Origin of the sequence: Mucilaginibacter sp. (assembly GCF_028288225.1) — a bacterium.
Lineage (GTDB): Bacteria > Bacteroidota > Bacteroidia > Sphingobacteriales > Sphingobacteriaceae > Mucilaginibacter.
On sequence record NZ_JAQBOC010000062.1, the window covers coordinates 89,673 to 114,432 of the forward strand.

The 24,760-nt window shown below is 41.2% G+C and carries 21 protein-coding genes; 17 read left to right on the forward strand and 4 right to left on the reverse strand.

The window, feature by feature from the left end; all coding sequences use genetic code 11:
• The first annotated feature begins 191 nt into the window (after nt 1-191).
• The 17 genes from JWQ54_RS19325 (at nt 192) to JWQ54_RS19400 (ending at nt 17,691) form a co-directional block, all read left to right on the forward strand.
• Nucleotides 192-524: a helix-turn-helix transcriptional regulator gene (locus tag JWQ54_RS19325; RefSeq protein WP_299588158.1), complete on the forward strand. Its 333-nt coding sequence runs from the start codon at nt 192-194 to the stop codon at nt 522-524.
• A complete protein-coding gene (locus JWQ54_RS19330) occupies nt 514-987 on the forward strand; it encodes an SRPBCC family protein (protein WP_299588161.1) in 474 nt (157 codons plus the stop codon). The genes JWQ54_RS19325 and JWQ54_RS19330 overlap by 11 nt, the downstream gene beginning before the upstream one ends.
• 33 nt (nt 988-1,020) lie before the next feature.
• Nucleotides 1,021-1,914 carry an alpha/beta hydrolase gene (locus JWQ54_RS19335; protein ID WP_299588162.1) on the forward strand — a complete coding sequence of 298 codons (894 nt, stop codon included), beginning with the start codon at nt 1,021-1,023 and terminating at the stop codon, nt 1,912-1,914.
• 490 nt (nt 1,915-2,404) lie between these two features.
• Complete coding sequence (locus JWQ54_RS19340; RefSeq protein ID WP_299588164.1) at nt 2,405-2,587, forward strand: hypothetical protein; 183 nt, start codon at nt 2,405-2,407, stop codon at nt 2,585-2,587.
• A 206-nt stretch (nt 2,588-2,793) separates the two neighbouring features.
• On the forward strand, nt 2,794-3,339 hold the full coding sequence (locus tag JWQ54_RS19345) for a GNAT family N-acetyltransferase (RefSeq protein WP_299588166.1): 546 nt from the start codon (nt 2,794-2,796) through the stop codon (nt 3,337-3,339).
• Between the two features lie 12 nt (nt 3,340-3,351).
• Nucleotides 3,352-4,521 carry a M20 family metallo-hydrolase gene (locus JWQ54_RS19350; protein ID WP_367187113.1) on the forward strand — a complete coding sequence of 390 codons (1,170 nt, stop codon included), beginning with the start codon at nt 3,352-3,354 and terminating at the stop codon, nt 4,519-4,521.
• Nucleotides 4,496-5,836, forward strand: a complete 1,341-nt coding sequence (locus tag JWQ54_RS19355; protein WP_299588167.1) for a sigma-54 dependent transcriptional regulator — start codon at nt 4,496-4,498, stop codon at nt 5,834-5,836. The genes JWQ54_RS19350 and JWQ54_RS19355 overlap by 26 nt, the downstream gene beginning before the upstream one ends.
• A gap of 240 nt (nt 5,837-6,076) precedes the next feature.
• Nucleotides 6,077-7,513 (forward strand): outer membrane beta-barrel protein, encoded by a 1,437-nt coding sequence (locus JWQ54_RS19360; RefSeq protein WP_299588169.1) that lies wholly within the window; start codon nt 6,077-6,079, stop codon nt 7,511-7,513.
• A 406-nt stretch (nt 7,514-7,919) separates the two neighbouring features.
• Nucleotides 7,920-8,516 (forward strand): hypothetical protein, encoded by a 597-nt coding sequence (locus tag JWQ54_RS19365; protein ID WP_299588171.1) that lies wholly within the window; start codon nt 7,920-7,922, stop codon nt 8,514-8,516.
• Between the two features lie 434 nt (nt 8,517-8,950).
• Nucleotides 8,951-9,028 (forward strand): potassium-transporting ATPase subunit F, encoded by a 78-nt coding sequence (locus JWQ54_RS29215; protein WP_073406113.1) that lies wholly within the window; start codon nt 8,951-8,953, stop codon nt 9,026-9,028.
• Nucleotides 9,029-9,040: 12 nt separating this feature from the next.
• Nucleotides 9,041-10,759 carry a potassium-transporting ATPase subunit KdpA gene (kdpA, locus tag JWQ54_RS19370; protein ID WP_299588173.1) on the forward strand — a complete coding sequence of 573 codons (1,719 nt, stop codon included), beginning with the start codon at nt 9,041-9,043 and terminating at the stop codon, nt 10,757-10,759.
• A gap of 6 nt (nt 10,760-10,765) precedes the next feature.
• Nucleotides 10,766-12,793, forward strand: a complete 2,028-nt coding sequence (gene kdpB, locus JWQ54_RS19375; RefSeq protein WP_299588176.1) for a potassium-transporting ATPase subunit KdpB — start codon at nt 10,766-10,768, stop codon at nt 12,791-12,793.
• A gap of 92 nt (nt 12,794-12,885) precedes the next feature.
• Complete coding sequence (locus JWQ54_RS19380) at nt 12,886-13,449, forward strand: K(+)-transporting ATPase subunit C (RefSeq protein WP_299588178.1); 564 nt, start codon at nt 12,886-12,888, stop codon at nt 13,447-13,449.
• Between the two features lie 287 nt (nt 13,450-13,736).
• Entirely contained in the window at nt 13,737-14,867 is a 1,131-nt protein-coding gene (locus JWQ54_RS19385) for a sensor protein KdpD (protein WP_299588180.1), read from the forward strand.
• A 27-nt stretch (nt 14,868-14,894) separates the two neighbouring features.
• A complete protein-coding gene (locus JWQ54_RS19390) occupies nt 14,895-16,655 on the forward strand; it encodes an ATP-binding protein (RefSeq protein ID WP_299588181.1) in 1,761 nt (586 codons plus the stop codon).
• Between the two features lie 152 nt (nt 16,656-16,807).
• On the forward strand, nt 16,808-17,584 hold the full coding sequence (gene xth / locus JWQ54_RS19395) for an exodeoxyribonuclease III (protein ID WP_299588184.1): 777 nt from the start codon (nt 16,808-16,810) through the stop codon (nt 17,582-17,584).
• A gap of 23 nt (nt 17,585-17,607) precedes the next feature.
• The gene (locus tag JWQ54_RS19400; RefSeq protein ID WP_299588350.1) at nt 17,608-17,691 is read left to right on the forward strand and encodes an AraC family transcriptional regulator; all 84 of its coding nucleotides are present in this window, start codon (nt 17,608-17,610) and stop codon (nt 17,689-17,691) included.
• A 43-nt stretch (nt 17,692-17,734) separates the two neighbouring features.
• Here JWQ54_RS19400 and JWQ54_RS19405 read toward each other — a convergent pair whose 3' ends face one another.
• The 4 genes from JWQ54_RS19405 to JWQ54_RS19420 are packed head-to-tail and all read right to left on the reverse strand — an operon-like array spanning nt 17,735 to nt 24,434.
• A complete protein-coding gene (locus JWQ54_RS19405) occupies nt 17,735-18,946 on the reverse strand; it encodes a metallophosphoesterase (RefSeq protein ID WP_299588186.1) in 1,212 nt (403 codons plus the stop codon).
• Nucleotides 18,947-18,988: 42 nt separating this feature from the next.
• Nucleotides 18,989-19,978: a hypothetical protein gene (locus JWQ54_RS19410; RefSeq protein WP_299588188.1), complete on the reverse strand. Its 990-nt coding sequence runs from the start codon at nt 19,976-19,978 to the stop codon at nt 18,989-18,991.
• Nucleotides 19,979-20,031: 53 nt separating this feature from the next.
• On the reverse strand, nt 20,032-21,477 hold the full coding sequence (locus tag JWQ54_RS19415) for a hypothetical protein (protein WP_299588191.1): 1,446 nt from the start codon (nt 21,475-21,477) through the stop codon (nt 20,032-20,034).
• Nucleotides 21,478-21,533: 56 nt separating this feature from the next.
• Nucleotides 21,534-24,434, reverse strand: a complete 2,901-nt coding sequence (locus tag JWQ54_RS19420; protein ID WP_299588193.1) for a TonB-dependent receptor — start codon at nt 24,432-24,434, stop codon at nt 21,534-21,536.
• Nucleotides 24,435-24,760 lie beyond the last annotated feature (326 nt).

Below are 24,760 nucleotides of genomic sequence, written 5' to 3' on the forward strand. Positions count from 1 at the left end.
AGCCTCCAAATATTGGCAGCAGGCGCGTACCTGATGCGATTGAAGTATTGCAATCTCCCCCGGTTTTTACGCTGTCCAGGATCTGGTTTTCATAATTCCTTGCGGCAGTGATATCACTCGTAAAAAAAATCAAAAAACTATTGCGCAAGTAAATACTTGCGCTTATATTTGCAAGCACTTACTTGCGTAATATGAAAGCCAGACGTGATGTATACCAGGCAATAGCCGACCCTACCCGCAGGGCAATTATCAACATGATTGCCGCTCAGCCCCATAATGTAAACTCCATTGCCGAAAAGTTTGATATGACCCGCCAGGCTATCTCGCTTCACGTTAAGATTTTAACCGATTGCGGCCTCCTCACCATTAAACAGCGCGGCCGAGACAGGTTTTGCGAAGCACGGTTAGATCAGCTAAGTGAAGTATCCGCATTTGTAGATCAGTACCGTCAGCATTGGGAAAGTAAATTGGACGCTTTGGAAACATATATTGAAAAACTAAAAAAAGAAAAATATGGAAAATAAAAAAAGCAGCACACATGACCGGGAGCTTTTAATATCAAGAAAGCTAAATGCCCCGGTAGCGTTAGTTTGGGAAGTGTGGACCAATCCCGAACATATTGCTAACTGGTGGGGCCCTGATGGATTTACAAACACCATAAGTACGATGGATGTAATACCCGGCGGCGAGTGGAACCTGGTTATGCATGGCCCTGATGAAACGGATTATATAAACAAAAGCATATTTAAAGAGATAATCCCCTTTAAAAAGATAGTGTATGAGCATATCTCATACCCCTGGATCCTTGCAACCATTAATTTTGAAGAACAGGGTGAACAAACGCTTATTACCTGGCATATGCTTTTTGAATCTGCTGAGCAATTTATCAAGGTGGTCAAAACCTTTAAGGCCGACGAAGGATTAAAACAGAATATAGAGAAACTTGGGGTGTACTTAACAGGATTAAACATCAAAAGCAGGCCCTAAAAACAGTTAGGCGCGAACCAAAATATTAACGTTATGAGAGCTTTTAATAAACTAACCATCAATTTAAAAATTTCTATCCTGATTGCTTTGTTTCTTATAGCATCAGGAATGTTAGTAAATGCACAACAAAAACAAATTAAAAACATGGAAAATTTAAAAACATCAGGTTATGCCCCGGTAAATGGCCTGAATATGTATTATGAAATACATGGCAAAGGTACCATGCCTTTAGTGTTGATCCATGGGGGTGGTTCAACCATTGAAACCAGCTTCGGTAATATGCTGCCGTTGCTTTCGGGTTATGGTAAAATAATTGCAATTGAGCTGCAGGCCCATGGCCGCACAAGCGACAGGGACGCTCCCGAATCTTTTATGCAGGATGCTGATGATGTGGCAGCCCTGCTTAAATATCTCAAAATAGATAAAGCTGATATTTTAGGGTTCAGCAATGGCGGCAGCACCACTATGCAAATTGCAATAAGGCATCCGGATATAGTTAACAAAATAGTTGTTGTTGCAGGGGCTTATAAAAGAGACGGATTTATACCGGGTTTTTTTGAGAGCATGCCCAATGCTACATTAGATAATATGCCCGCGCCGCTAAAAACAGCTTATTTAAAGGTGTCACCAAATAAAAACGGGTTACAGACAATGTTCAATAAGGATAAACAACGGATGATAACCTTTAAAGACTGGAATGATGATGATCTGCGATCGATAAAAGCACCGGCTTTGTTTATGGTTGCAGATCATGATGTGATAACGGTTGAGCATACTGTACAAATGTCGCGCTTAATACCAGGTGCACAGCTGGCTGTATTGCCTGGTGTACATGGCTCATTTATTGGCGAGGCCGGCACTGCAAAAAATGGCAGTAAATTACCCGGGATGACCGCTGCCCTGGTTGAAGAATTTTTAAATGAATAAACCTGTTCTATAAAATAGCTGCCAGCAAAGGAAGAGGCTGTATCAAAAGTAAAATTATAAGATACCGAACAAAAATAAATTTGGGGTAATAAAACTCCGTGCTGCTCTGCGTCTCCTTTGCACTTCGTGGTTAATGATTTTTTACCGCAGAGATCACAAAGAAGGCACGGAGATCACAGGGACCAACTATTATTTTGAGTGTTTTTTAGATTTAAGTCTTTTGATACAGCCTCTTAGTCACAAATGCAGAAATTTTGGATTCATTTATTAAATAGATCTCTGAACCTGGCTCAAGCATTAAACTATCATTATGATAATTTAGTCCTGTCAAAATGAAAGGCATTTAAAAAACAATGATACCTTGAATACTTAAAAACCCGCTTTCCTAACATAATAAAGCCATTAATTCAATTACATCAATATATGGCATGGCATTAGTTAATTATAGACCAGAAGTTTATTTTTTATACTTTTTATTAACAAAAACGTCATGACAATATTTTATATCTTATTAAAAGTAAGTGCCTTATTGGCAATTATTATTATTCCTTTAAGGGGCCCAAAAAAGAAAAAAGCAGTAGTTGTAAAGGCCTATAGTAACCTTTCAGTAAACGAACATGGTTACCTGGAAAATAATGCCATCAATAATGTGAGCCGTCACCCGGTACATTAATTCTGTAAACAGATTATTTTGAAAAAAAAGCCTTTCATTTTGAGAGGTTTTTTTTATGTGTGAAATATCCTAAAATTAATAAAAACAGCCTTTGCATGCTTTAAATGCACATTTTGCAGCATACATATATAATAGGCATTCTTTTGGTATAGACTATATCCGGTTAAAACCTTTTTAAAGCTTTAACTGAAATAAACAAAAAAGAAATGGAAGATGAACGAATTATTGCAAGGTCAGCGATACCCTCTGATGTGGTTTTTGCTGACCAAATTATTCATGAAATGGAAAGTTCCGCAATAGCAAGAGGCTCGGGAATATCCAAAAGATCAGCAGCCTCGATCATTGAAAAAATAGACAACGGCAAAGCAATCGTTGCCGTAACCGAAAATGGTGAGTGGGCCGGTTTCTCCTATATCGAAACCTGGGACAATGAAAGGTTTGTCTCGAACAGCGGTCTGATCGTATCTCCGGATCATCGCAACAAAGGTGTAGCCTCTCTCATCAAAACACAAATATTTGAACTTTCACGCACAAGGTATCCGCTGGCAAAGGTGTTTAGTGTCACCTCGGGTTCGGCTGTTATGAAGATGAACACCCGCCTGGGTTTCGAGCCGGTTACCTATGCAGAAATAGCACGGGAAACTACCTTTTGGGATGGCTGTAAAAGCTGCGTGAACTATGATGTTTTGCAAAGTAAGAACAGGTGCAATTGTCTTTGTACAGCTATGCTGTTTAGCCCAAAGTTAAACTAAACTAAAACTACCATGATTAGAAATTTTAAAGCAAGAGAACTTTCGCCGGTGCGCGAAAAGATGCCGTTAAGTAACCATTTATTTAGTGAAGCTGTCACTTTATTGCAAAAATTGATCAGGACACCGTCGTTTAGCGGACAGGAAGAAGAAGCGGCCGACCTAATCCAGGAGTACCTGGCAAGTTATGCCATCAAAGTAAAAAGAAAGGGTAATAATTTATGGTGTTACAATAAATTTTATGACCCATCATGGCCAACCATTCTATTGAACTCTCATATTGATACGGTTAAGCCTAATGATGGTTATACCAATGACCCTTTTTGCCCGGAAATTATTGCAGGGCGATTATATGGATTAGGCAGCAATGATGCCGGGGGTTGCCTGGTATCGCTTATTGCTACTTTCCTTCACTTTTATTGTTACCAGGGCCTGGGATTTAATGTTTGTTTGGCAGCAACTGCAGAAGAGGAAAATTCAGGGCAAAACGGTATCAGGTCTATTTTGCCTTTATTGGGTAAACTGGAGCTGGCCATAGTAGGCGAACCAACCTTATTGCAGATGGCTGTAGCTGAAAAAGGCAATTTGGTTATTGATTGTATCAGCAAAGGCCGCTCGGGCCATGCTGCAAGAGAAGAAGGAGAAAACGCCATTTACAAATGCATGAAGGACCTGGAATGGTTCAGAACTTTCCGGTTCCCCCAGCAATTGGAGGGCCTGGCTCCGGTTAAAATGAATGTTACAACTATTAAAGCAGGATTGCAGCATAATATTGTGCCGGGTAAATGTGAATTTACCGTGGATATTCGCAATGATGATACCTATACCCAGGATTATATCCTAAATACGATCAAAAATGCTGTGTTATCAGAAATCAGTGTCCGTCCGGGTTCGTTAGGGCCATCATCCGTACCTTTTGACCATCCCATAGTAAAAACAGGGATGGCCATAGGCTGTAAAACCTATAGTTCGCCAACTACTTCAGACCAGGCCTGGCTTACAATCCCTTCCGTAAAAATCGGGCCGGGTGATTCTGCCCGGTCACATTCTTCAGATGAGTATATTTTCCTGGAAGAAATAAAGAACGGGGTCAATTTATATATCAAACTGCTGGATACGCTCCCGTTGATGCTGATCAATAATCCAAACAAGTACAAAAATGAAATCAAACATATTAATAATTGATGATGAGGTAAAGCTCAGCGCTTTGCTGGCCCGGATACTTGAAATGGAGGGATATCATGTATCCCAGGCATCAACAGCAAAGACCGGCATCCGTTTGTTAGAGATTGAAGACATCAGTGTGGTGTTATGCGACGTGAAACTGCCTGATGCCAATGGTGTGGAGTTGGTTAAAAAGATAAAACAGGTTAAACCCTGGGTTGAAGTGATCAATCTTACGGCTTTTGGCTCCATCAGTGATGGTGTTTTGGCGATTAAGAACGGCGCCTTTGATTATTTAACAAAAGGTGACGATAACGAAAAAATTATCCCCCTGGTTAGTAAGGCCCTTGATAAGGCCAATCTGCAATTCCGGTTAAATAAGCTGGAGCAGCAGATTGAAGAGCAAAGAGGTTTCCCAATAGTTTTAGGTCAGTCTCCGGCAATTATGGAAGCCGTTGAATTGGCTAAAAAAGTATCCAAAACAGATGCTACCGTGCTTTTACTTGGTGAAACCGGGACAGGAAAAGAGGTTTTTGCTGAGGCTATACACCAGGAAAGCTTAAGAAAGGATAAGCCCTTTGTGGCTGTTAACTGCAGTGCTTTTAGTAAAGAGCTATTGGAGAGTGAATTGTTTGGGTATAAGACCGGTGCCTTTACAGGTGCAGTAAAAGATAAAAAGGGCCTGTTTGAAGAAGCTAACGGTGGAACTATTTTTTTGGACGAATTAGGTGAAATGAGTCTTGACCTGCAGGCGAAGCTTTTGCGGGTGCTGGAAAACGGCACCTTTATAAAAGTCGGCGAAACAAAAATGACCAAAGTTGATATTCGCCTGATAGCAGCCACCAACCGCGATCTGCAGAAAGAAGCTGAAGAAAATCACTTTCGCCTGGATTTGTATTACCGCTTATCGGGTTTTTCTATCGTATTACCTCCTTTACGTGAAAGATCCGGTGATATAGAAACTCTTACGCATCATTTTATAAAAATTTATGCTGCAAAAGTAAAAAAGAAGGTCCCTGAAATTGACGGGCGTTTTTTTAAGCTGCTCAATCAGCACAAATGGAATGGAAATATCAGGGAATTAAAAAATGTGATTGAAAGGGTGATCATTTTGATGGATGAGCCGATCCTGACCCCAAAACTGTTGCCTTATGAGTTTCATAATGGCGGCTATTTTGACCTGGCGGCTCTTGACCTGGATAGCGTGGAGAAGTATCATATTAACCGGATACTAAAGTATGCAAAAGGCAATAAGTCTGAAGCTGCCAGGATCCTGGGAATTGGTCTGGCAACTCTCTATCGCAAAATTGAAGAATACCATCTTCTTTTAAATTGATCATTTTGAGAAAACAACCGAAGCGAAATGAGAACCTTTTAAAGAACCAGCTTAACATAGCCGGTTCTTTTTTTTAATAACAATCTGATAAACAACACTTTATTAAAAATTATAAAAAGCTGGAATAACGATTGCCTTTTCTGGCACGGGTCAGGATCCTTTGATTTTAATCCAAACAACATACCCGGGGTAAACTGGATACTAGTTGTACCAGGTATTTAACATCAAATTATTTAAAAAATGAAAAAAATTCTATTGTCGATTACTTTAGGTGTGTCGCTAACTTATGCCTACTCCCAAAGTCAGTCTGTCCTTGCCTCCACCAACAATTCTGAGGTTAAGGTTCCGTCATTTATCAAAGCTGATACTGTGGTAAAAAAAGACACAGTTAAGGCTAAAAGCGAACCATTTGCATTTGGTGATTTTACCTGGCTAAATGGGAACGACCGCAGGCATTCTGCTCTGTTGGATTCTAAATATTTTACCGGCCGTATTTTGCTGGATGTGAACTATACCGCATCAAATAATAATCCAATTGACCATACAGTAGTTGGATCAACTGCACTGGCCCATGATCATGAGTTTGAAATATCAACTGCCGCATTTGGAGGTGATTTCCATTATGATAACGTTCGGGCAACCATCCTCACCCAATTCGGTACCCGCGCCACGGTAGTTCCCCGTAACGATTTTAGTGTTACACGCGGGCAGTTCGATCTGGCTACCGCTTACCGTTACTTAAGCGAAGCCAATGCGGGTTACCATTTTAATGTGCTTCATGGTATCAACGTTGACGCCGGTATCTTTATGTCATACGTTGGTTTGTTCTCATATTATAATGCAGAAAACTGGGCATATCAGCCATCTTTTACTTCTGACAATACACCCTGGTTCTTTAACGGGATTCGCGTACAGATCTTCGTTTCTGATAAGCTGAAGATTGAACCATGGTTAATAAACGGCTGGCAGTCGTATGGTATGTTTAACAGCCAGCCAGGTATAGGTGGTCAGATTTTATGGCGCCCTGTTGAATGGTTCCAGGCCCTTACTAATACTTACTATGGTGCCGATACGCAGGACAAACCAGGAAGAAAGCGTTTCCATTCTGATAACAGTGTTGAAGTGCGTTACTTCAAAAGCACCAACACAAATAGCTTTATAAACAGTATGGCATTTTCAGTTACGGGAGATATTGGCTTTGAAAAAGGTGATGGGGTAAATGGTTTTCATGCTGACCCGGTCAAAGGTCCGGCCCAATATTTTGCAAGCGGTATGGCTTATAACCGTGTAATATTTGGTAAGGGCCATTATGGCTGGACAATTGGCGGAGGCGTGATCAATAATCCGGGCCGTTATTTAGTATTGTATCCAACAGGTGATGCAAACCCTATCCCGGCAATTAACACAGGTGCAACAGGTTCGCATCCGTTTACTGCAAACCCGGGTGACCAGTTCCATGGATATGATTACTCAACTACTTTGGACCTTATGCCGAATGATTATTTAACCTTCCGTTTGGAAGTGGTGCACAGACATGCCAATGTGCCTTATTTTGCAGGCCACGGCGGCGTAACCTCTCCTGACGGATACAACACCACCCCGGTACCATCAGATTTCAAACCGGATCTGGTGAATTCAGAAACCAGGTTTATAGCTGCGTTACTGGTTCGCTTTTAAAAATGATTTAAAACCTATCACTACATAAATTAAAATGTTAAGCCGTAAGCGGGGTTAAAGCCGCCTACGGCTTTTTTATGAAAGGTCTGAAACACTAAATGCTTTCCTCAATATGATAATAGGCCTTTATCAATACGAGTGAAAATAGAAAAGTATTATCATACACGCTAAAATTAAATATTTGATTTTCAGCGCATTAAATTATTGGAGGTTTAACATTTTTTATCTGGCACTTGGATGGCATAACCCATCCATATCAAACAAATAAAGATAACAATTAAGCGTAGCACTAACTTACCTTTCATTGTTTAGGTAAGTTAAGGTTGAATAAGAGAGCCGGGTTTTGCCGCCCGGCTTTTATTAAAAAAAATGGCAAAAACACCCCGAATAATTAAAGAAATATAAAATGAAAAATTTAATCAAAACACTTATTGTAATAGCAATAATAAGTTTATCCGCACTGCGTTCACAGGCACAAACTTCAAATGGATCAACCGGCATCTATTTAACTGAACAGGATTACAAATCACACAAATTAACCTATACCTTATCACCAACTGATAAAATGCAACTAAATGAATTCCTGGATGGAAAAAATGTTACCCTTGTTTACCAGGGCAAAAAATTAACCTTGCCTAAAAGCGGGCTTTTCGGTTACAGACTGCACAACCAGGACTTTCGCTTCTTTCACAATGAGGCCTACAGCATTGTAGATACTGCCGGCTTTATGCTTTATAAGAAAGATAAGCTAACTCAGCAGGGAAAAGGGTATATGCCGGTTGAAAGATATTTTTACAGTGTAAATTTAAATCAATCCATACACGAATTAACTATTGAAAACCTATGGAACAGTTTTCCGGGACAAACAGGGCTTCGCTACAGCATTCAAAACAACTTTAAACAGGATGCCGACCTGGCGGCTTACGATAAGTTTGCCCACCAATATAAACTCAAATACCTTTACTTTCAGCAAAAGGAAGTAGCGGCCCATGCCAGCCTTTAATTTACAACTATTGACTATATGATTGAACTACCCTGTTCAGGAAGAGCCCCGCACTGCCGGGGCTTTTTTTGTAGTTGATTTTTATTCTCTACTGGGCTGTGTCTTCACAGCACGCTGCCAGACCGGAACGCGTTGGTAGATAATGTTTCGGAAAAAAAACAACCGGAAATTATAACCGCTGCTATCCTTTTTGATAATAAACCCTATCATTTTGATAGGGTTTATTTGCTTTAGCTTTTAATATTTGCTGCTTGTATCTATATAATTAACTGATAATAAGCAAATTGAATAGTTATTCAAATTGATGGTATATCCTTTGCCAAGGTCAATAAAACTATAAGACAATGAACACAATCATTCTTTTCCTGGCCCTGCTTCTTGGCTGTTGGCTCATTTTTAAATCCATTGACTATTTCGAAAAAATCTGAAAAATTATGTTAGCCCTATTCATCGTAGCAATTGCAGTTTTCATATACATGATATATGTGCTGCTTAAACCCGAAAAATTTTAATTGTAAAACACAATGAACACTGAACTACTTGGAATTATTGCCTCCTTTGCCATCACGCTGCTGATCGCAATCCCGCTGGGCAAGTACCTGGCCAGAATGTTTGCCGGGGAAAAAACATGGACGGATTTTTTAAAGCCGCTGGAAAACGGCATTTTTAAATTATCCGGTATTAACCCAAATGAACCGATGAACTGGAAACAGTTCCTCAAAGCTATGATGACCATAAATATCTTCTGGCTGGTTTATGGCTTTTTTGTTTTGATGTACCAGGGTAAACTACCGCTTAACCCTGACGGCAATGCAGGTCAAACAGCCGATACTGCTTTTAACACGATCATCAGCTTTGTGGTGAACTGTAACCTGCAGCACTATTCAGGAGAAAGCGGCGCTACCTATCTTACCCAGCACTTTATCTTTATGTTTTTACATTTTGTGAGTGCGGCAACGGGTATTGCATGCGCAGTGGCTGTATTTAAGGCCTTCAGGGATAAAACAGCTACAGATCTGGGTAACTTTTGGAATTTCTTTTTAAAATCCATTACCCGTTTGCTGTTACCCTTATCCATAGTTGTGTCTTTAATACTGACCTTTAATGGTACCCCAAGCAGCTATGCCGGCAAGGATAAGTTTATTTCCTTACAAGGCGATACGGTAAACGTGTCGCGCGGACCGGCTGCACAAATGATCGCCATTAAGCACTTAGGTACCAACGGCGGCGGTTGGTTTGGCGCCAACTCGGCTCATCCGCTCGAAAATCCGAATTACCAGACCAACATGACTGAGATCATTTCCCAGTTTATTATACCAGTAGCAATGATCCTGGCTTTCGGTTATTTTATACGCCGTAAGAAGTTAGCCTGGGTGTTTTTTAGCGTGATGATGTTAGGTGTAATGATGCTTATGTTACCCAGTATTAGCAGCGAATTAGGCGGTAATCCCTTAATTGCCAAAATGGGTATAAGCCAGGCAACCGGTGCTATGGAAGGTAAGGAGGTAAGATTTGGACCTACGGCAACAGCTTATTGGAGCACATTAACAACGGTTACTTCAACAGGCTCTGTTAACGGCATGCACGATAGCACCATGGCGCTTACCGGTTTATGGGAATTGCTGGCCATGATGATAAACGGTTTCTTTGGTGGTTGCGGCGTGGGCCTTTTAAATTATTTCATATACGTAATAATTGCGGTATTCATATCCGGCCTGATGGTTGGCCGCACCCCTGAGTTTCTCGGCCACAAGGTGGAGGCACGGGAGGTAAAAATCGCGGCATTGATAACGCTGCTAAGCCCTTTCCTAATCATGACCGGAACGGCGCTCGCCAGCTATATCGTTACAGTTCACCCAAATATCGATTGGGCGGTAAAGCCATCCGCCTGGCTCAATAACCCTAAATACCATGGCTTTTCCGAAATGCTGTATGAGTATACCTCATCAAACGCCAACAATGGTTCCGGATTTGAAGGACTAGGCGATGGCAACATATTCTGGAACGTAACAACCGGAGTTGTGATGTTATTGGGACGCTTTTTGCCGATCATCGGTCCTGTTGCCATAGCAGGTTTGCTGGCGCAAAAGAAATTCATCCCCGAATCTGCCGGTACTTTAAAAACCGATACGCTCACTTTTGGAGTAATGACCTTTGCAGTCATCATTGTATTAAATGCCTTGTCTTATTTCCCTGCCCTCGCCCTTGGCCCGCTGGCAGAACATTTCTCCATGCTTAAGTAAGAAAAAATGAAAAATCAATCAAATAAATTATTTGAACCGGCCCAGGTTCAGACAGCCTTAAAGGAATCATTCATAAAGCTGGACCCCAGGGTAATGATCCACAACCCGGTAATGTTTACCGTGGAAGTTGGCACATTGGTTATGCTGGTGGTAAGCGTATACAGCTTTTCGCACCATGACCAGGGATCATTCGGATACAACCTTGCCATATTTTTTATCCTGCTCTTAACTGTTCTGTTTGCCAATTTTGCCGAAGCAATTGCCGAAGCACGCGGAAAGGCACAGGCTGACAGCTTACGTAAAACCCGCCAGGAAACTCCTGCAAAGGTTATTATGGAAGATGGAAGTATCGTAACCAAATCTTCCAGCGACTTGCGTAAAGGTGATGTATTTACTTGCGAAGCCGGTGACACAATTCCAACCGATGGTGAGATCATCGAGGGGATAGCTACCATCGATGAATCGGCCATAACAGGTGAATCAGCACCGGTGATCCGCGAATCAGGGGGTGATAAATCATCCGTAACAGGTGGCACGAAGGTGCTATCTGACGAAATAAAGGTAATGGTGTCTACCCAGCCCGGCGAAAGCTTCCTGGATAAGATGATTGCTTTGGTTGAAGGTGCATCACGCCAGAAAACGCCAAATGAGATTGCCTTAACTATATTGCTGGCCAGCTTTACGCTGATCTTTATTATCGTATGCGTTACCCTGCAGCCATTTGCCAATTATGCCAATACACCTATAACTATAGCAGCTTTAATATCACTGTTTGTATGTTTGATCCCTACTACCATTGGCGGACTATTATCCGCCATCGGAATTGCGGGGATGGACAGGGCATTAAGGGCAAATGTGATCACCAAATCTGGTAAAGCTGTTGAAACGGCAGGTGATATTGATGTACTTTTACTTGATAAAACAGGCACTATAACTATAGGCAACCGTAAAGCAACCCACTTTTGGCCTGCCTTAAAAGTGTTACCGGACGATTTTATAACTGCTTGTGTACTGTCATCCCTTGCAGATGAGACACCGGAAGGTAAATCAATTGTAGAGCTTGCAGCCACTCATTTTAAATTACCGGCAACGCCTGAAGGTTCTGAATTTGTAAAATTCACTGCCGAAACAAGGTCGAGCGGGATCAATACACCCGATGGCTTGCGCATCCGTAAAGGAGCATCTGATTCCATCAAAAATATTGCGCTGAAAGCAGGCAACCCTTTCCCTGATGAAGTTGATGAAAGGGTAAAGATCATTGCTTCCAACGGCGGTACCCCGCTGGTTGTTTCGCAAAATGAAAAGATCCTGGGAGTTGTTGAGCTGCAGGATATCATCAAAACCGGGATCTCTGAACGTTTTGAGCGCCTGCGTAAAATGGGCGTTAAAACAGTAATGGTTACCGGTGATAATCCCTTAACTGCCAAATTCATTGCCGAAAAGGCTGGTGTTGACGATTATATTGCCGAAGCCAAGCCCGAAGATAAGATGAACTACATCAAATTGGAGCAAAACAGCGGTAAGCTTGTGGCCATGATGGGCGACGGTACCAATGATGCCCCGGCCCTTGCGCAAGCTGATGTGGGCGTTGCAATGAACAGCGGTACCCAGGCAGCAAAAGAAGCAGGTAATATGGTCGACCTTGATAACGATCCAACCAAACTGATAGAGATTGTTGAAATTGGAAAACAATTACTGATCACCAGGGGAACGCTTACTACCTTTTCGATAGCAAATGACGTGGCCAAATATTTTGCCATTGTGCCTGCCCTGTTTATGGCTTCCATACCAGCATTGCAAAGTATCAATATAATGGGGCTGCATAGTCCGGAATCAGCAATCTTATCCGCAGTTATATTTAACGCCATCATTATTCCTATGCTGATCCCGCTGGCGCTAAGAGGCGTGGAATACAAGCCGATAGGAGCAAGCGCACTGTTGCGCCGTAACCTGATGATCTACGGGGTTGGCGGTGTGATCGCGCCATTTATAGGGATCAAGCTAATTGATCTCATTGTTGCACACATCATTTAATATTAAAGAAATGAAACCATCATGAGCTGCCTTTTAATAAACTAATAGCGCTCATGATAGCTGAATTGCAATTGAAAAAACAATTAAACACAATGAAAAAGTATATTATTCCATCCATAAGGATCACCATCGTACTTACCATAGTATTATGTGTTATCTACCCATTATTTATTACGCTGGCCGGAAAACTCTCCAAAGGAGGAGGCGATGGTGAAACAATAGTGGTGAACGGCAAAGTAGTTGGCTACGCTAATGTAGGGCAAAGCTTCACCAAACCCCAATATTTTTGGGGCAGGCCATCGGCTGTGGCTTACAACGCAGCCGGGTCAGCAGGATCCAACAAAGGGCCAAGCAATCCTGATTATCTGAAAGATGTTTCTAACCGGATTGACACTCTTTTAAAATATCACCCCTACCTTAAGCGCAGTGATATTCCGGCTGACATGGTTACCGCATCCGGCAGCGGGCTGGACCCGGACGTGTCTCCCGAAGCTGCAAAAATACAGGTAAAAAGGGTGGCAAAATTCCGGAAGCTGGATGAGCAAAAAGTTGCCTCATTGGTGGATAGCCATATTGAAGCGCCTTTGTTGGGTTTGTTCGGCCCCCCGAAAGTTAATGTGCTAAAATTAAACGTAGCGCTTGACCAGTTGAAATAGACCATCTGCAGCAGAAAGCCGGTTATTTGATCTTATGGCCAGCTTTCTGCTTTATATTGATTAAGCAATAAGAAGAATTATATTAGTGTAATATAAGGTTGGAAGGAAAGACCTATAATAGTGTAGCGTCAATCATGAATTGACGCTTAGTCTTGAGTCGACAGTCTTGAGTTCTAAGTCAGAAGTTTGACTTAACACTAGTAAAGATAAAATATTTTGAAAGATAATAGTTACGTTGCAAACAATCCATTAATTACAGGCAGCTTAGCGGTTTCATTTTAATTACAATGAAAACGGAAGAAAAGAATGATGAGGTTAAAGCCTTTATTGAGCTGGTAAAAAAATCCAGGCGGGGGAAATTTAAGATCTATATCGGCATGAGCGCCGGTGTGGGCAAAACTTACCGGATGCTGCAGGAAGCTCATGCACTTTTACGCAACGGTATTGATATTCAAATTGGTTATATAGAAACTCACAATCGTGCTGAAACATCTAGTTTATTAGCCGGATTGCCGGTTATACCACGAAGAAAAATTTTTTATAAAGGTAAGGAACTCGAAGAAATGGACCTGCCTGCCATTTTGAACCGGCACCCGGAAGTTGTTATTGTTGATGAGCTGGCACACAGTAATGTGGAAGGCAGCAAAAACAGTAAACGCTGGCAGGATGTGCTGGATATACTGGAAGCCGGGATCAGTGTTATTTCTGCTGTAAATATTCAGCACCTGGAAAGCATGAACCAGGAAATTGAAGAGATCACGGGAATCCCGATCACCGAGCGGATCCCCGATAAAGTGCTGGAGCTAACAGACGAAATTGTTAATATTGACCTTACTGCCGATGAGTTGATAGACCGGTTGAAAGAAGGAAAAATCTATGACAAAAGCAAGGTGAACACCGCATTGCAAAATTTCTTCCAGGCTGATAAGATCTTACAACTACGGGAGCTTGCGCTGAAAGAAGTAGCGCACCATGTGGAAAGAAAGATTGACATTGAAATACCAAAGCAAATTAAGCTCAGGCCTGAAAAGTTTTTGGCCTGTATCTCGTCCAATGCGGAAACGGCAAAGGTGGTGATCCGTAAAACGGCCCGGCTGGCGTCTTATTATCGTTCACCCTGGATAGTTTTATATGTGCAAAGCAGCAGCGAAAGCGGCGACCGGATAAAACTGGATAAACAACGCCACCTGATCAATAATTTTAAACTGGCAACGGAGCTTGGCGGCGAAGTTGTAAAAATTAAAAGCGACCAGGTTACACAAACAATAATGAATGTGGCCGAAGAAAGAGAGATCACTACAATATGCATTGGCAAACCGCATTTAAACCTTTTCCAGGTAATATTGCGAACGGCCGTATTTAACGAGTTATTAAAGAAAATAGCAGCAACAGCAACCGACCTGGTTATTTTGTCATGACCGGTAAATAATTAAAAAGCTAATAAAATGAAAATCAAAAATAAATTACGGTTAGGATTCGGATTCCTTTTCCTGATCGTTCTTTCCTTCGGGATCGTAGCCATATTTTATATCCATGAAATTTCAGACAGCGCAAAAGTAATTCTGAAAAACAACTATGAGTCATTAAGTTTTGCCCGCGAAATGCGGACTGTGCTGGATGAAAATAAATTGCCATTAAACAGCATGGCGATAACGGATTTTGAAAGCCAGCTGGTGCGGCAGGAAAATAATATTACCGAAAAGGGGGAGACGGAGGCAACTACCGGTTTAAGAAAAGCATTTAACATATTGAAGGCCCCAAACAGCAGCGCTGCAGATCAGGAGAACGCACAGTACCAGGCCAGGGCCCGGCTGCGAGAGGTTGAATTGTTAAACATGAAGGCCATTGTGCGTAAAAATGATCGTGCACAGGCTTCGGTAAATAAGGCTACGGTTTTATTGGGCCTGGTCGGGACGTTTACTTTCCTGATACTGTTCAGCTTTAGTGTCAACTTCCCCGGGTTTATAGCCAATCCGCTTAAGAAACTGGTAGACGGAATCAGGGAGATCAGTCAAAAAAACTATGATCAACGGCTAAATTTCAGTACCGATGACGAGTTTGCAGATGTGGCCGCTGCCTTTAATGAAATGACAGACCGGTTAAAAGAATGGGAAAATAGTAACCTGGCTACGGTACTCTCTGAAAAGCAACGGATTGAAACAATTATCGAGCAAATGCAGGACGCGATCATTGGTGTCAATGAAAAACAAGAAATCTTGTTTATCAATACTGTTGCTGAAGATGTTTTAAATCTGAAAGAAAAAAAGCTGGTAGGGCAAAACGTAAATAAATTTACGGCGACAAACGACCTGTTTAAATCAATCATTGAAAACCAAACCATTAAATCATTTAAGATTGTGCTTAATGGTAAAGAATCTTATTTTCAGCTTGACAGCCGGGAAATTGTAATTCCTAACCTGGATGCAACACCAGAAGATGTATTGAGCATTGGCAGTAAATCAGTTGGGCGGGTTTATATGCTCCGGAACATAACTGAATTTAAAGAGCGGGATGAAGCTAAAACCAATTTTATCGCAACTATTTCCCATGAGCTAAAAACGCCCATTTCTTCCATCAAAATGAGTTTAAAACTATTACAGGACAAGCGCATAGGCCCTGTGAATGAGCAACAGCTGGAACTGGTTGAGCATATTAAAGATGACAGCGACCGTTTACTAAAAATAACCAGTGAGCTGCTTGATCTGTCCCAGGTAGAAACAGGCAATATCCAGTTAAATTTCGTTCTTTCAGATCCTTTGGAAATTGTTAATTATGCGCTTGACTCAGTAAAATTCCAGGCAGAGCAAAAAGGGATCGGCTTACAGGTAAAAGCTGATGCACATCTTCCAAAAGTACAGGTAGATATGGAAAAAACCGCATGGGTACTGGTTAACTTTCTTTCGAATGCATTGCGGTACAGCGGAGAAAAATCAAAGGTTGTTATTGAGCTTCACGAAAAAAACAACCAGGTAATTTTTGCGGTAAAGGATTTTGGCAGAGGTATTGATGAACAATATCAGAAACGTTTATTTGAACGCTATTTCCAGGTGCCAACAGACGGTCAGAACAAATCAGGATCCGGTTTGGGGCTGGCTATTTCTAAAGACTTTATTGAAGCACAACAGGGCACCATTTGGGTTGAAAGCGCAATTGGCGAAGGAAGCAGTTTTTATTTTTCATTGCCATCAGTTCAGGAAGTTGCCTGATAGAATATATCATGACATATACAAAGCCAAATATTTCCGTTGGCCTGCAAAGCCGTTTATTAAAGCATAACGGCTTTTTTTATTAGCTTAGTATCCTATTAAATATGGTTTGATTTTTATAATAATATCCTCAACCCAAATCAAAATATATCATGAAAATAGCAACCTACAATGTAAACGGAGTTAACGGAAGGCTGCCGGTACTCCTCCGCTGGCTTAATGAAACAGCTCCGGATGTTGTTTGCCTGCAGGAGCTTAAAGCACCCCAGGAAAAATTTCCGGAGGAGGCTATCCTGGATGCAGGGTATAATGCAATCTGGCATGGGCAAAAGAGCTGGAATGGTGTAGCCATCCTGGCGCGTGGCAGCGATGTCAATGAGGTGAGGCGGGTACTTCCTGGTGATCCTGAAGATGAGCACAGCCGTTATATTGAGGCAGTTGTAAATGGCATTACTATTGGCTGCCTTTACCTGCCAAACGGCAACCCTGCTCCCGGACCAAAGTTCGACTATAAACTGCGCTGGTTTGACCGGCTGACGCTTCATGGGGCTGAATTGCTTGCATCTGGCATGCCTGTGGTTTTGACCGGAGATTATAATGTTATGCCTACGGAACTTGATGTGTACAAACCTGAGCGCTGGGTGGATGATGCATTGTTCCGGCCTGAAACCCGCGCGGCCTTTAAAACACTTGTTGATCAGGGCTGGACAGACGCAATCCGCAAACTTCACCCACACGAAAAGATCTATACATTTTATGATTATTTCCGCAATGCATATGGGCGTGATGCGGGTTTACGCATTGATCACTTCCTGCTTAGCCCACACCTGAACAGCCGCTTAACTGCTGCTGGCGTCGATCGTGATGTACGGGGATGGGAAAAGACAAGCGACCATTGCCCGGTTTGGATCGAGCTGGCTGATGTGTAAAAAACAGGTTGCTCCACAGTAATATGCGGATAACGGAAATTGCCGATGAATTTGGTTTTACTGATAAAAGCCACCTCAACCGCATCTTCAAAAATACCGGGGAATGAATCCTACTGATTTTAAGAAAAAACCTGCTTCATAACAACGTTACTATTTGTTAACCTTCAAAGAAACTGTCATACTTTCGCCAAAGACAGGTTTTTGAGCGGGATCAGAAGGAAGTGTATTCCATAAGCATTCCCGAACGGTCATAATTTGCTTTTTGGTGTCCATTGTGATCAATTGAAATGACAACTTTGTTTCATCTTTAGCCGAGACATCTCCTTTCATTGGCGAATCCACCCTAAAAACGTTTAAATCAACATCATTATCCGGCCCTTTGTAGTTGTAAAACTCATTCCAGTTACTGTTGCCATGAAAGTATGCCTTTATATTAGCATGTGCCTTTATAAATTTAACCCATCCGCGTTGTTCAATATCGGTGGCACCGTTGTCACTCGCTGCAACAATCCCCTCCTTATAACGCTCGGCAGTCAGATTTTCAAATTTGTTGGTACTGGTCATATTGTATGGCGAAACCGGGTTTGTGAAATGTTTAGCTTCACATGTTGGCTGGTCATGACAAAAAATAATAACCGGTGTTGTTTTATCCACGGTATCTAAATCTTTTTGCATCCAGATCCTTTCTGCAGAGTCCGGCCACAGCGTAATAAACATCACATGTACGCCCTTCATATTTAATGAATAGTTGATCTTATCGTTAGCGTAATTATAATTATCGTTTGTTTTAGGTTCAGCGGGCTTAATCATTAAGTTATAGATCTTCACCATAACAGTGGGATCGGTTTTGGGGTTCATTAATTTAGCTGAGCCTATTGCATTTGTTATATCATGATTACCCGGGGCCAATAAAAGTTTAACAGGCTTATGCTGATGATCTTTTAATGTTACTCCATGGATATAATCCGTTTCAAACTGCGACCAGCTGGCTGCAGCACTTTGGTAAGGGATCTCCATCCGGTTGGCGATATCACCTGTTTGGATCAAATAATCAACAGGTCCTGCTTTTCCACCCGAACTCACACCCTTATCTTCAGGTAGTGTTAACCCGGGTACGCTATTTATCTTCCTGATCATGGCTGCATTCACCATGTGGGCGCTCACATTCGTATCACCCTGAAATTTTTTTCGTGTCAGTGCGTAATGAGCGTCGGATGTATATACCATTTGTATAATAGCCGATCCATCATCCTGGCATACAGCCATTTTTGGGCAGATTAAGCTAATAGTTATCAATAATAAAACAGTTAGTGTAATTAACGGCTTTTGAGTTTTAAGCACGCTTTTAAATTGGTATTGCATAAAAATAAGATTAATTAAATTTGAATTTCAACTCTTTCCCGCCTACTTTCTTTTATAAAAAGAGACGGTGGCCGGTTTCCCGGGATGATCTCTTACCTCGGTATCGGTATAATATCCTGAACCATCTGCGGCAAAACCAATCCCTTCGCCCTGCGGCTCATTATTAATATATGGCGCGTGTTGTGGTTTAGTTAATAATCCTGCTGATATGCCGGTGCCTGTAGGAAGTTTCCAATACCATATCAATTCATTGCTCCGAAGTAAAATTTCGGTACCATCCGGTGAAATGTCGCCACTTGTTGCCTTATTAAAATATAATTGAACTACCGGGGTTAAAACAGCAGGAGAGGTTGTGCTTTGCGGATACCGGGCAACATATATTTTTGAAAGATTACTTTCCTTACTGGCAATATAAATATCTTTTGTAAGTGGATCAACCATTAGTGTTTCGGCATTGCGGGGGCCGTCAGGATACTTCAATTCTATTTTATCAACAGAAGCAATGTTCGAAATTAAGGGCAAAGCTGTTCCCTTTAAATCGGGCTCAGGAAAACGATAGATAAACACTGACCCATATTTTGAATCATTGTCGCCTATATCACCAATGTATATATAACTTTTTCCTGCAATGGGGCCTGGCCCTACAGCAATATCTTCCCAATCCCGGTTACCATATGGAGTTATGGTGAGTGTTCCATTATCTGCACCGCTGCCATTAGTTAAATAAACCTGGTTAGCGTTACCGCTATCATTATGAATATATAAGATCCCCGGATTTGTTTTGCTTGCGGCGACGCCCGATATTTCCAACAGGTCCTTCCTGAAAAGCGGGTTGGTAACCGGTTGGGGGCTAAACGCCTTTGAGGCGTCTAATGAAGAGGGATCGTAGGATGGCTTTGAAAATACTACTCCGGCAGGCGGGGGATTGTTTGCAGAAGGATCTTTTATTGGAACAATTGAATTACCTGATTTTTTGCAGGAAATTGCCGCAAGTATTAAAACACATAACAACCCGTTTTTAATATAATTCATTTTGATGTTTTATTAAAAAGGGTTGTTATGTTAAAGATCATGTTTTACTCGTATTAGTGTTGATTTCCTTTTCCGTTTAATTGGTAACAGCCCATATCTGCACCGGGAAGTGTAATTTCGCTTGAACCAAAGTTTGGATCAACAGGGATATTTGTAGTAATTGGCTTAATCAAAGCAGCATTGGTTGTTCCTTTGCCTGCTGCAGGTGAACCGGCCTGGAGGCGGAAATTATAACCATCAACAGAAGCCTGTGTTACCCAGAAGTTACTGGTTGCGGGAAGCGGATAATTTACAAACATTGGGTTGTTTTTTCCTACCAGCGAAGCACCATCATAAGTTTCACCAAAAGTGTAACCTGGTAAAAAAGCCGCCATATTTGGAATATCAGTAGCCTGCGGATGAGTAACTACCGGCTGAGCAATGCTTGTTGGCACAATTTGATTGGCCATGGCAGCATTATCAACATAATAAAAATTATACCCATAAGCAGTTTTTTTAATTTCAGATGAATTGTTTAGCGTTGTATCAGCCAGGTAAACTTTAGCACCACCAGGGCCGCCTGCAATACGTACACCAAAATCACAATCAACAATCAGGTTATTATAAACCAAGGCCCTTGAGTTATTTTCTATCTCAACAGAACCGCTCCTTGCACCAAAAACCCCGGTGTTTCTGAAACCATCGTTAATGTAAGTATTATTATACATAGCAAATTGGCATTCGCCTGCTGTAGTGCCATCACTTGCTGATTTTGTACCATTAGTTGCCCCACCGATAATAAGATTATAGGCCATATTGCCAATAGCGCTGCCTTTGGCATTGAAACCGTCACCGCCTACTCCGCCGCATTTTTCCATCGTATTTCTCATGATGTTAAAGAAACCACCGTAAAACCGGGTAGCATCATCAGGTGAGCCATAGATCCATGAATCTTCCATTATAAAAACACCTGTTGGGTTTTCAAAGTATAAAATGAATTGAGCGCCAGCTTTCAATGAGTTCGCATCAGCAAAAGGAAGGGCTTTTAAAGCTGCGCCGCCAAAATCAAGATGCGTCCATTTAAGCACTACTAATTTACTGGTGTTACTGCAGTAAATTCCACCCCATCCGCCTACATAGGCCGGATCGGCGGCTACTGTAGATACGCCTGTTTGTTTGGTTTTGCTTGGGTCGGTAATAGTAACCGGTGCATCTTTGGTACCCAAACTAATTAAGTCGCCGTTTACAATAAAGTTAGCGCCATTGGTCATTTTTATGGTTACACCTTTTTGTATTAAAAGTGTGTCTCCTGCATTAATAGTAATATCGCCGCCTACAGTATAAGTCTCATTGGCCAGCATTGTACCCTTATAAGTACCTGCAGCCAATGTTCCTGAGTTGCTTATTGGCTTCCCTACCTGGATTAGTGGTACAGACACCACAACTTTATCGCTTTTCTTACTGCAAGCAGCAAGCGCCAAAAACGACAGGCCAAATGAAATTAATTTTAATTTTTTCATAACTGATGAATTGAATGATTAATAAGTATTGCTATTATTTTAATTATTGATTTGTATTAAAATTTGAACCTTAAGCCCAAATTGTACCGGGAATAATATTGGTCATACTCTACTGTTGTGTAATTAGGACTTTCCTGGTGCGGATATTTCAATAAACCAGTATAATTGCTGGTATTATTTTGTTTGATAAACAATTGGTAAGGAGTATTTAAGAGGTTATTTGCTTTTACAAAAAGAATAAAATGTTTTCCTAAAGTTTTTTGTGCAGAAAAGTCGAGAAAAGTAGACGCCTTTTCCCAGGTGTCTAAATTAAAATATTGTGATACAGCCGCTATTCTTTCGCCTGTATATGCCAAAGACAATTGCGCATCAAATCCATTTTTTTGATCTTTATATAACAGGGAAAAATTGCCAACATTGGCTGCCTGCCCCTGCAATGGCCTGGTTTGCAAGCGCATAGCTACAGTTCCCTGAACGTCGATACTTTTTGATGTAGTAATTTGCGATTGGGTGTAGGTGTAATTTAAAGCTACACCAATATTCCCAAAAAACTTTTTTGCCTCAAGTTCAACTCCATAATTATGGGCATTACCCAGGTTTTCAGGTTGAAGGAACAAGGTGGCCCCGCTCCCGCCTTGCTGAAGGACTGTTTCAATAGGATTGACCAGGTATTTATAAAACCCACCCGCCATAAACTCATCAAAAACACCTGGAAAGAACTCATACCTTAAGTCGTAATTGTTTATTACAGTGTGCTGAAGATAAGGATTCCCTAAAAATGCATTAGGATTATCACTTGTTACATCAGGATATGGTATAAAATCCGCAAAGGCAGGCCGTAAAACCGATTGAAAATAAGAGGCCCTTATTGCCTGGTTATCTGTTAGGGAATATTTGGCATTAATGCTTGGCAGATAGTCAACATAGGAGATTGCTGCCGATTTTCCCGGAAATGTTGCAGGCAGATTAGAATAATAACTCTGATCTGTACTCTCAGACCTTAAGCCAAATAAAACATCGAAATGGCTGTTTATAAAATATTTTAACATTCCATAAACGCCCTTTATATTTTCTGTAAAGGTGTACACTCCGGGGTCGGTACTTGAGGAGCCGTATGCATTATAAGGCTGCTGATCAAACGTGAATGTTGATGCCGGAATTGAAACATAAGTTTCAGCGTTGTTAGTACCGGGGTCAACGGTATTAGGTAAGCTATAACTATCAACAAAATTATCCCTTGTTTTATGTCTGAACATTCCCCCTGCAGAAAATAAGGCTTTGCGGCCAAAAATTTTCGTATCAAAATGAAGATTTAAATAAGCTGAAATATCTTTATCTGTATTGTGGGCCCATGTTCTTGATTCATTACCCACCAATGCAGGATCATTTATGATGTCCGGGGTTACAGAAACTCTGCTACCGGGGTTGTTGGGGTCTGGCACTTGCTTATAACCATGAGCAACAACAGTATCCGGATTTGTTCGGTACGAGGTTTTAAATTCTGCAATATCCGGTTGTTTATGACTGGCTTTAGAGTTTGCCAAAATCCAATCAAATGAAAAAGCCTTATTTATTTTATGCTTCCCTTTAAGGGTTATGTTATAAATACTTTGCAGGTCAGTCCTGGTTTCAGTTAAATTATCAACCCCGTTTGTGCCATAGTATCCGTGGTATGAATATCCGCCATAAGTTGAATTTTCGGTTTGGCGCACCCGGTGTTCATTTAATTGCAAGTAAGTGCCAAATAGATCTATAACGTTGTTTTCATTAAATTTATAATCAATTGATGCTATTGCGCCTAACCGGCTAAGTTGTGATGAATACTGGCGGTTATAAGAACTTTGAAAAGCTGTTTCCTGGTTTGGTGTGTTAATGTCTGGCGATGGCCCTACAGTATTTTCCTGAACAACAACAAAGCTGTTACTACCCTGGTACAAGTTTTGATAAGTACCTGAAAAAAGCACTCCTAATTTATTATTCAAAAAGCGATCGCCTATCGTTAAACTTGCATTGGCATTTGGAGGTGCATTTCCGGTTTTGGTTAACAGGTTTTGGTATGGAAAATTGCTTATCAATGCTGGTGATCCCGGCATTAATTCACCCGGGGCCTTGCTATTAACGGTACTGCCATTAAAGCTGCTGAAACTCCTGTTGAAAAATAATTGACTATAACCCGTGCCAAAGTCTCCTTCTACCCTCAATCGGTCTGGTGCAGATTTCATTACCAAATTAACCACGCCGCCCGAAGCATCGCCCTCCATTGCCGGCGTAAGTGATTTGGAAACCTCTATTCTTTCAACTAAGCCAGCCGGGAAAATATCTAAAGGCACGTACCTGTTCTTATTATCAGGGCTGGGGATCTTTATGCCATTTATTAAAGTAGTATTATATTGTTTATCCATTCCACGGATAATCACATGTTCTGCGTCTCCGGTATTGTTCCTGTCAATAGTTATTCCCGACACCCTGCTCAATACGTTAGAAACCAACACGTCGGGTGATATTGCTATTGTATTTGCCGATACCGCATTCAGGGTATTATCAGCATTCTTTTCATCATTCCTGGCTGACCTGTCGCTTTCCCTGCTGGCATGCTCGGTAATTGTTACTTCATTTAACGCTGTAGAGTTATTAACCATAGCAATATTTAAGACTGCTATATTAGTTTGCGATACTTCTACTGTATATTCCCTGGTGGTTTTGTATCCAATAAAACTTACTTGTAGTTTATAATTTCCGGCAGGAACATTTTTAAAAACATAAGTGCCATCAAGCTTAACAGTGGTATTTGATTTAAAATCTTCTTTTTCGATATGAACAGTGGCGCCAATAAGCGTTTCTTTTGTTTTTGCATCCGAAACATTCCCCCTGATGGTTTGGGCAAATGATGAAATGTTGAAGCTTGTAAGTAAAAAAAATAGTACGAGGTAGTGTTTAAATTGTAAAAACGGGTTCATGCAGGGGTATTTTATCTTAACTAAGTGCGTAATAAAACGCAAAGAAACCGCCCCAATTCTGGGTAAATTCTGAATTAAAACGCGAATTACAATTGCATAACGGAATGATAATTTCGGGGTAATATTTACGAAATAAAAGTGCAGACAAAATCCGTTTTGTTTATTTTCTCTTAATCTGAATTTAACATCCTATCATTTTTCAAACCCCTGAAAAATAAAACATCAAATATTAGCTGATGCGAAATTTATTTGTCCGTTCATATTATTTCAGCCGGAGAAAGCAATGTATCGAAAAGCACCTTAGATTGCCACCGAATGAGTACATT

Bases quoted from the DNA above. Each gene is read 5' to 3' on its own strand.
- JWQ54_RS19405 (WP_299588186.1), bottom strand. From the start codon at position 18,946: ATGCAATACCAATTTAAAAGCGTGCTTAAAACTCAAAAGCCGTTAATT.
- JWQ54_RS19420 (WP_299588193.1), bottom strand. From the start codon at position 24,434: ATGAACCCGTTTTTACAATTTAAACACTACCTCGTACTATTTTTTTTA.
- xth (WP_299588184.1), top strand. From the start codon at position 16,808: ATGAAAATAGCAACCTACAATGTAAACGGAGTTAACGGAAGGCTGCCG.
- JWQ54_RS19385 (WP_299588180.1), top strand. From the start codon at position 13,737: ATGAAAACGGAAGAAAAGAATGATGAGGTTAAAGCCTTTATTGAGCTG.
- kdpA (WP_299588173.1), top strand. From the start codon at position 9,041: ATGAACACTGAACTACTTGGAATTATTGCCTCCTTTGCCATCACGCTG.
- JWQ54_RS19350 (WP_367187113.1), top strand. From the start codon at position 3,352: ATGATTAGAAATTTTAAAGCAAGAGAACTTTCGCCGGTGCGCGAAAAG.
- JWQ54_RS19415 (WP_299588191.1), bottom strand. From the start codon at position 21,477: ATGAAAAAATTAAAATTAATTTCATTTGGCCTGTCGTTTTTGGCGCTT.
- JWQ54_RS19380 (WP_299588178.1), top strand. From the start codon at position 12,886: ATGAAAAAGTATATTATTCCATCCATAAGGATCACCATCGTACTTACC.
- JWQ54_RS19390 (WP_299588181.1), top strand. From the start codon at position 14,895: ATGAAAATCAAAAATAAATTACGGTTAGGATTCGGATTCCTTTTCCTG.
- JWQ54_RS19365 (WP_299588171.1), top strand. From the start codon at position 7,920: ATGAAAAATTTAATCAAAACACTTATTGTAATAGCAATAATAAGTTTA.
- JWQ54_RS19345 (WP_299588166.1), top strand. From the start codon at position 2,794: ATGGAAGATGAACGAATTATTGCAAGGTCAGCGATACCCTCTGATGTG.
- JWQ54_RS19360 (WP_299588169.1), top strand. From the start codon at position 6,077: ATGAAAAAAATTCTATTGTCGATTACTTTAGGTGTGTCGCTAACTTAT.
- JWQ54_RS29215 (WP_073406113.1), top strand. From the start codon at position 8,951: ATGTTAGCCCTATTCATCGTAGCAATTGCAGTTTTCATATACATGATA.
- JWQ54_RS19355 (WP_299588167.1), top strand. From the start codon at position 4,496: ATGAAATCAAACATATTAATAATTGATGATGAGGTAAAGCTCAGCGCT.
- kdpB (WP_299588176.1), top strand. From the start codon at position 10,766: ATGAAAAATCAATCAAATAAATTATTTGAACCGGCCCAGGTTCAGACA.
- JWQ54_RS19335 (WP_299588162.1), top strand. From the start codon at position 1,021: ATGAGAGCTTTTAATAAACTAACCATCAATTTAAAAATTTCTATCCTG.
- JWQ54_RS19330 (WP_299588161.1), top strand. From the start codon at position 514: ATGGAAAATAAAAAAAGCAGCACACATGACCGGGAGCTTTTAATATCA.
- JWQ54_RS19410 (WP_299588188.1), bottom strand. From the start codon at position 19,978: ATGAATTATATTAAAAACGGGTTGTTATGTGTTTTAATACTTGCGGCA.
- JWQ54_RS19325 (WP_299588158.1), top strand. From the start codon at position 192: ATGAAAGCCAGACGTGATGTATACCAGGCAATAGCCGACCCTACCCGC.
- JWQ54_RS19400 (WP_299588350.1), top strand. From the start codon at position 17,608: ATGCGGATAACGGAAATTGCCGATGAATTTGGTTTTACTGATAAAAGC.
- JWQ54_RS19340 (WP_299588164.1), top strand. From the start codon at position 2,405: ATGACAATATTTTATATCTTATTAAAAGTAAGTGCCTTATTGGCAATT.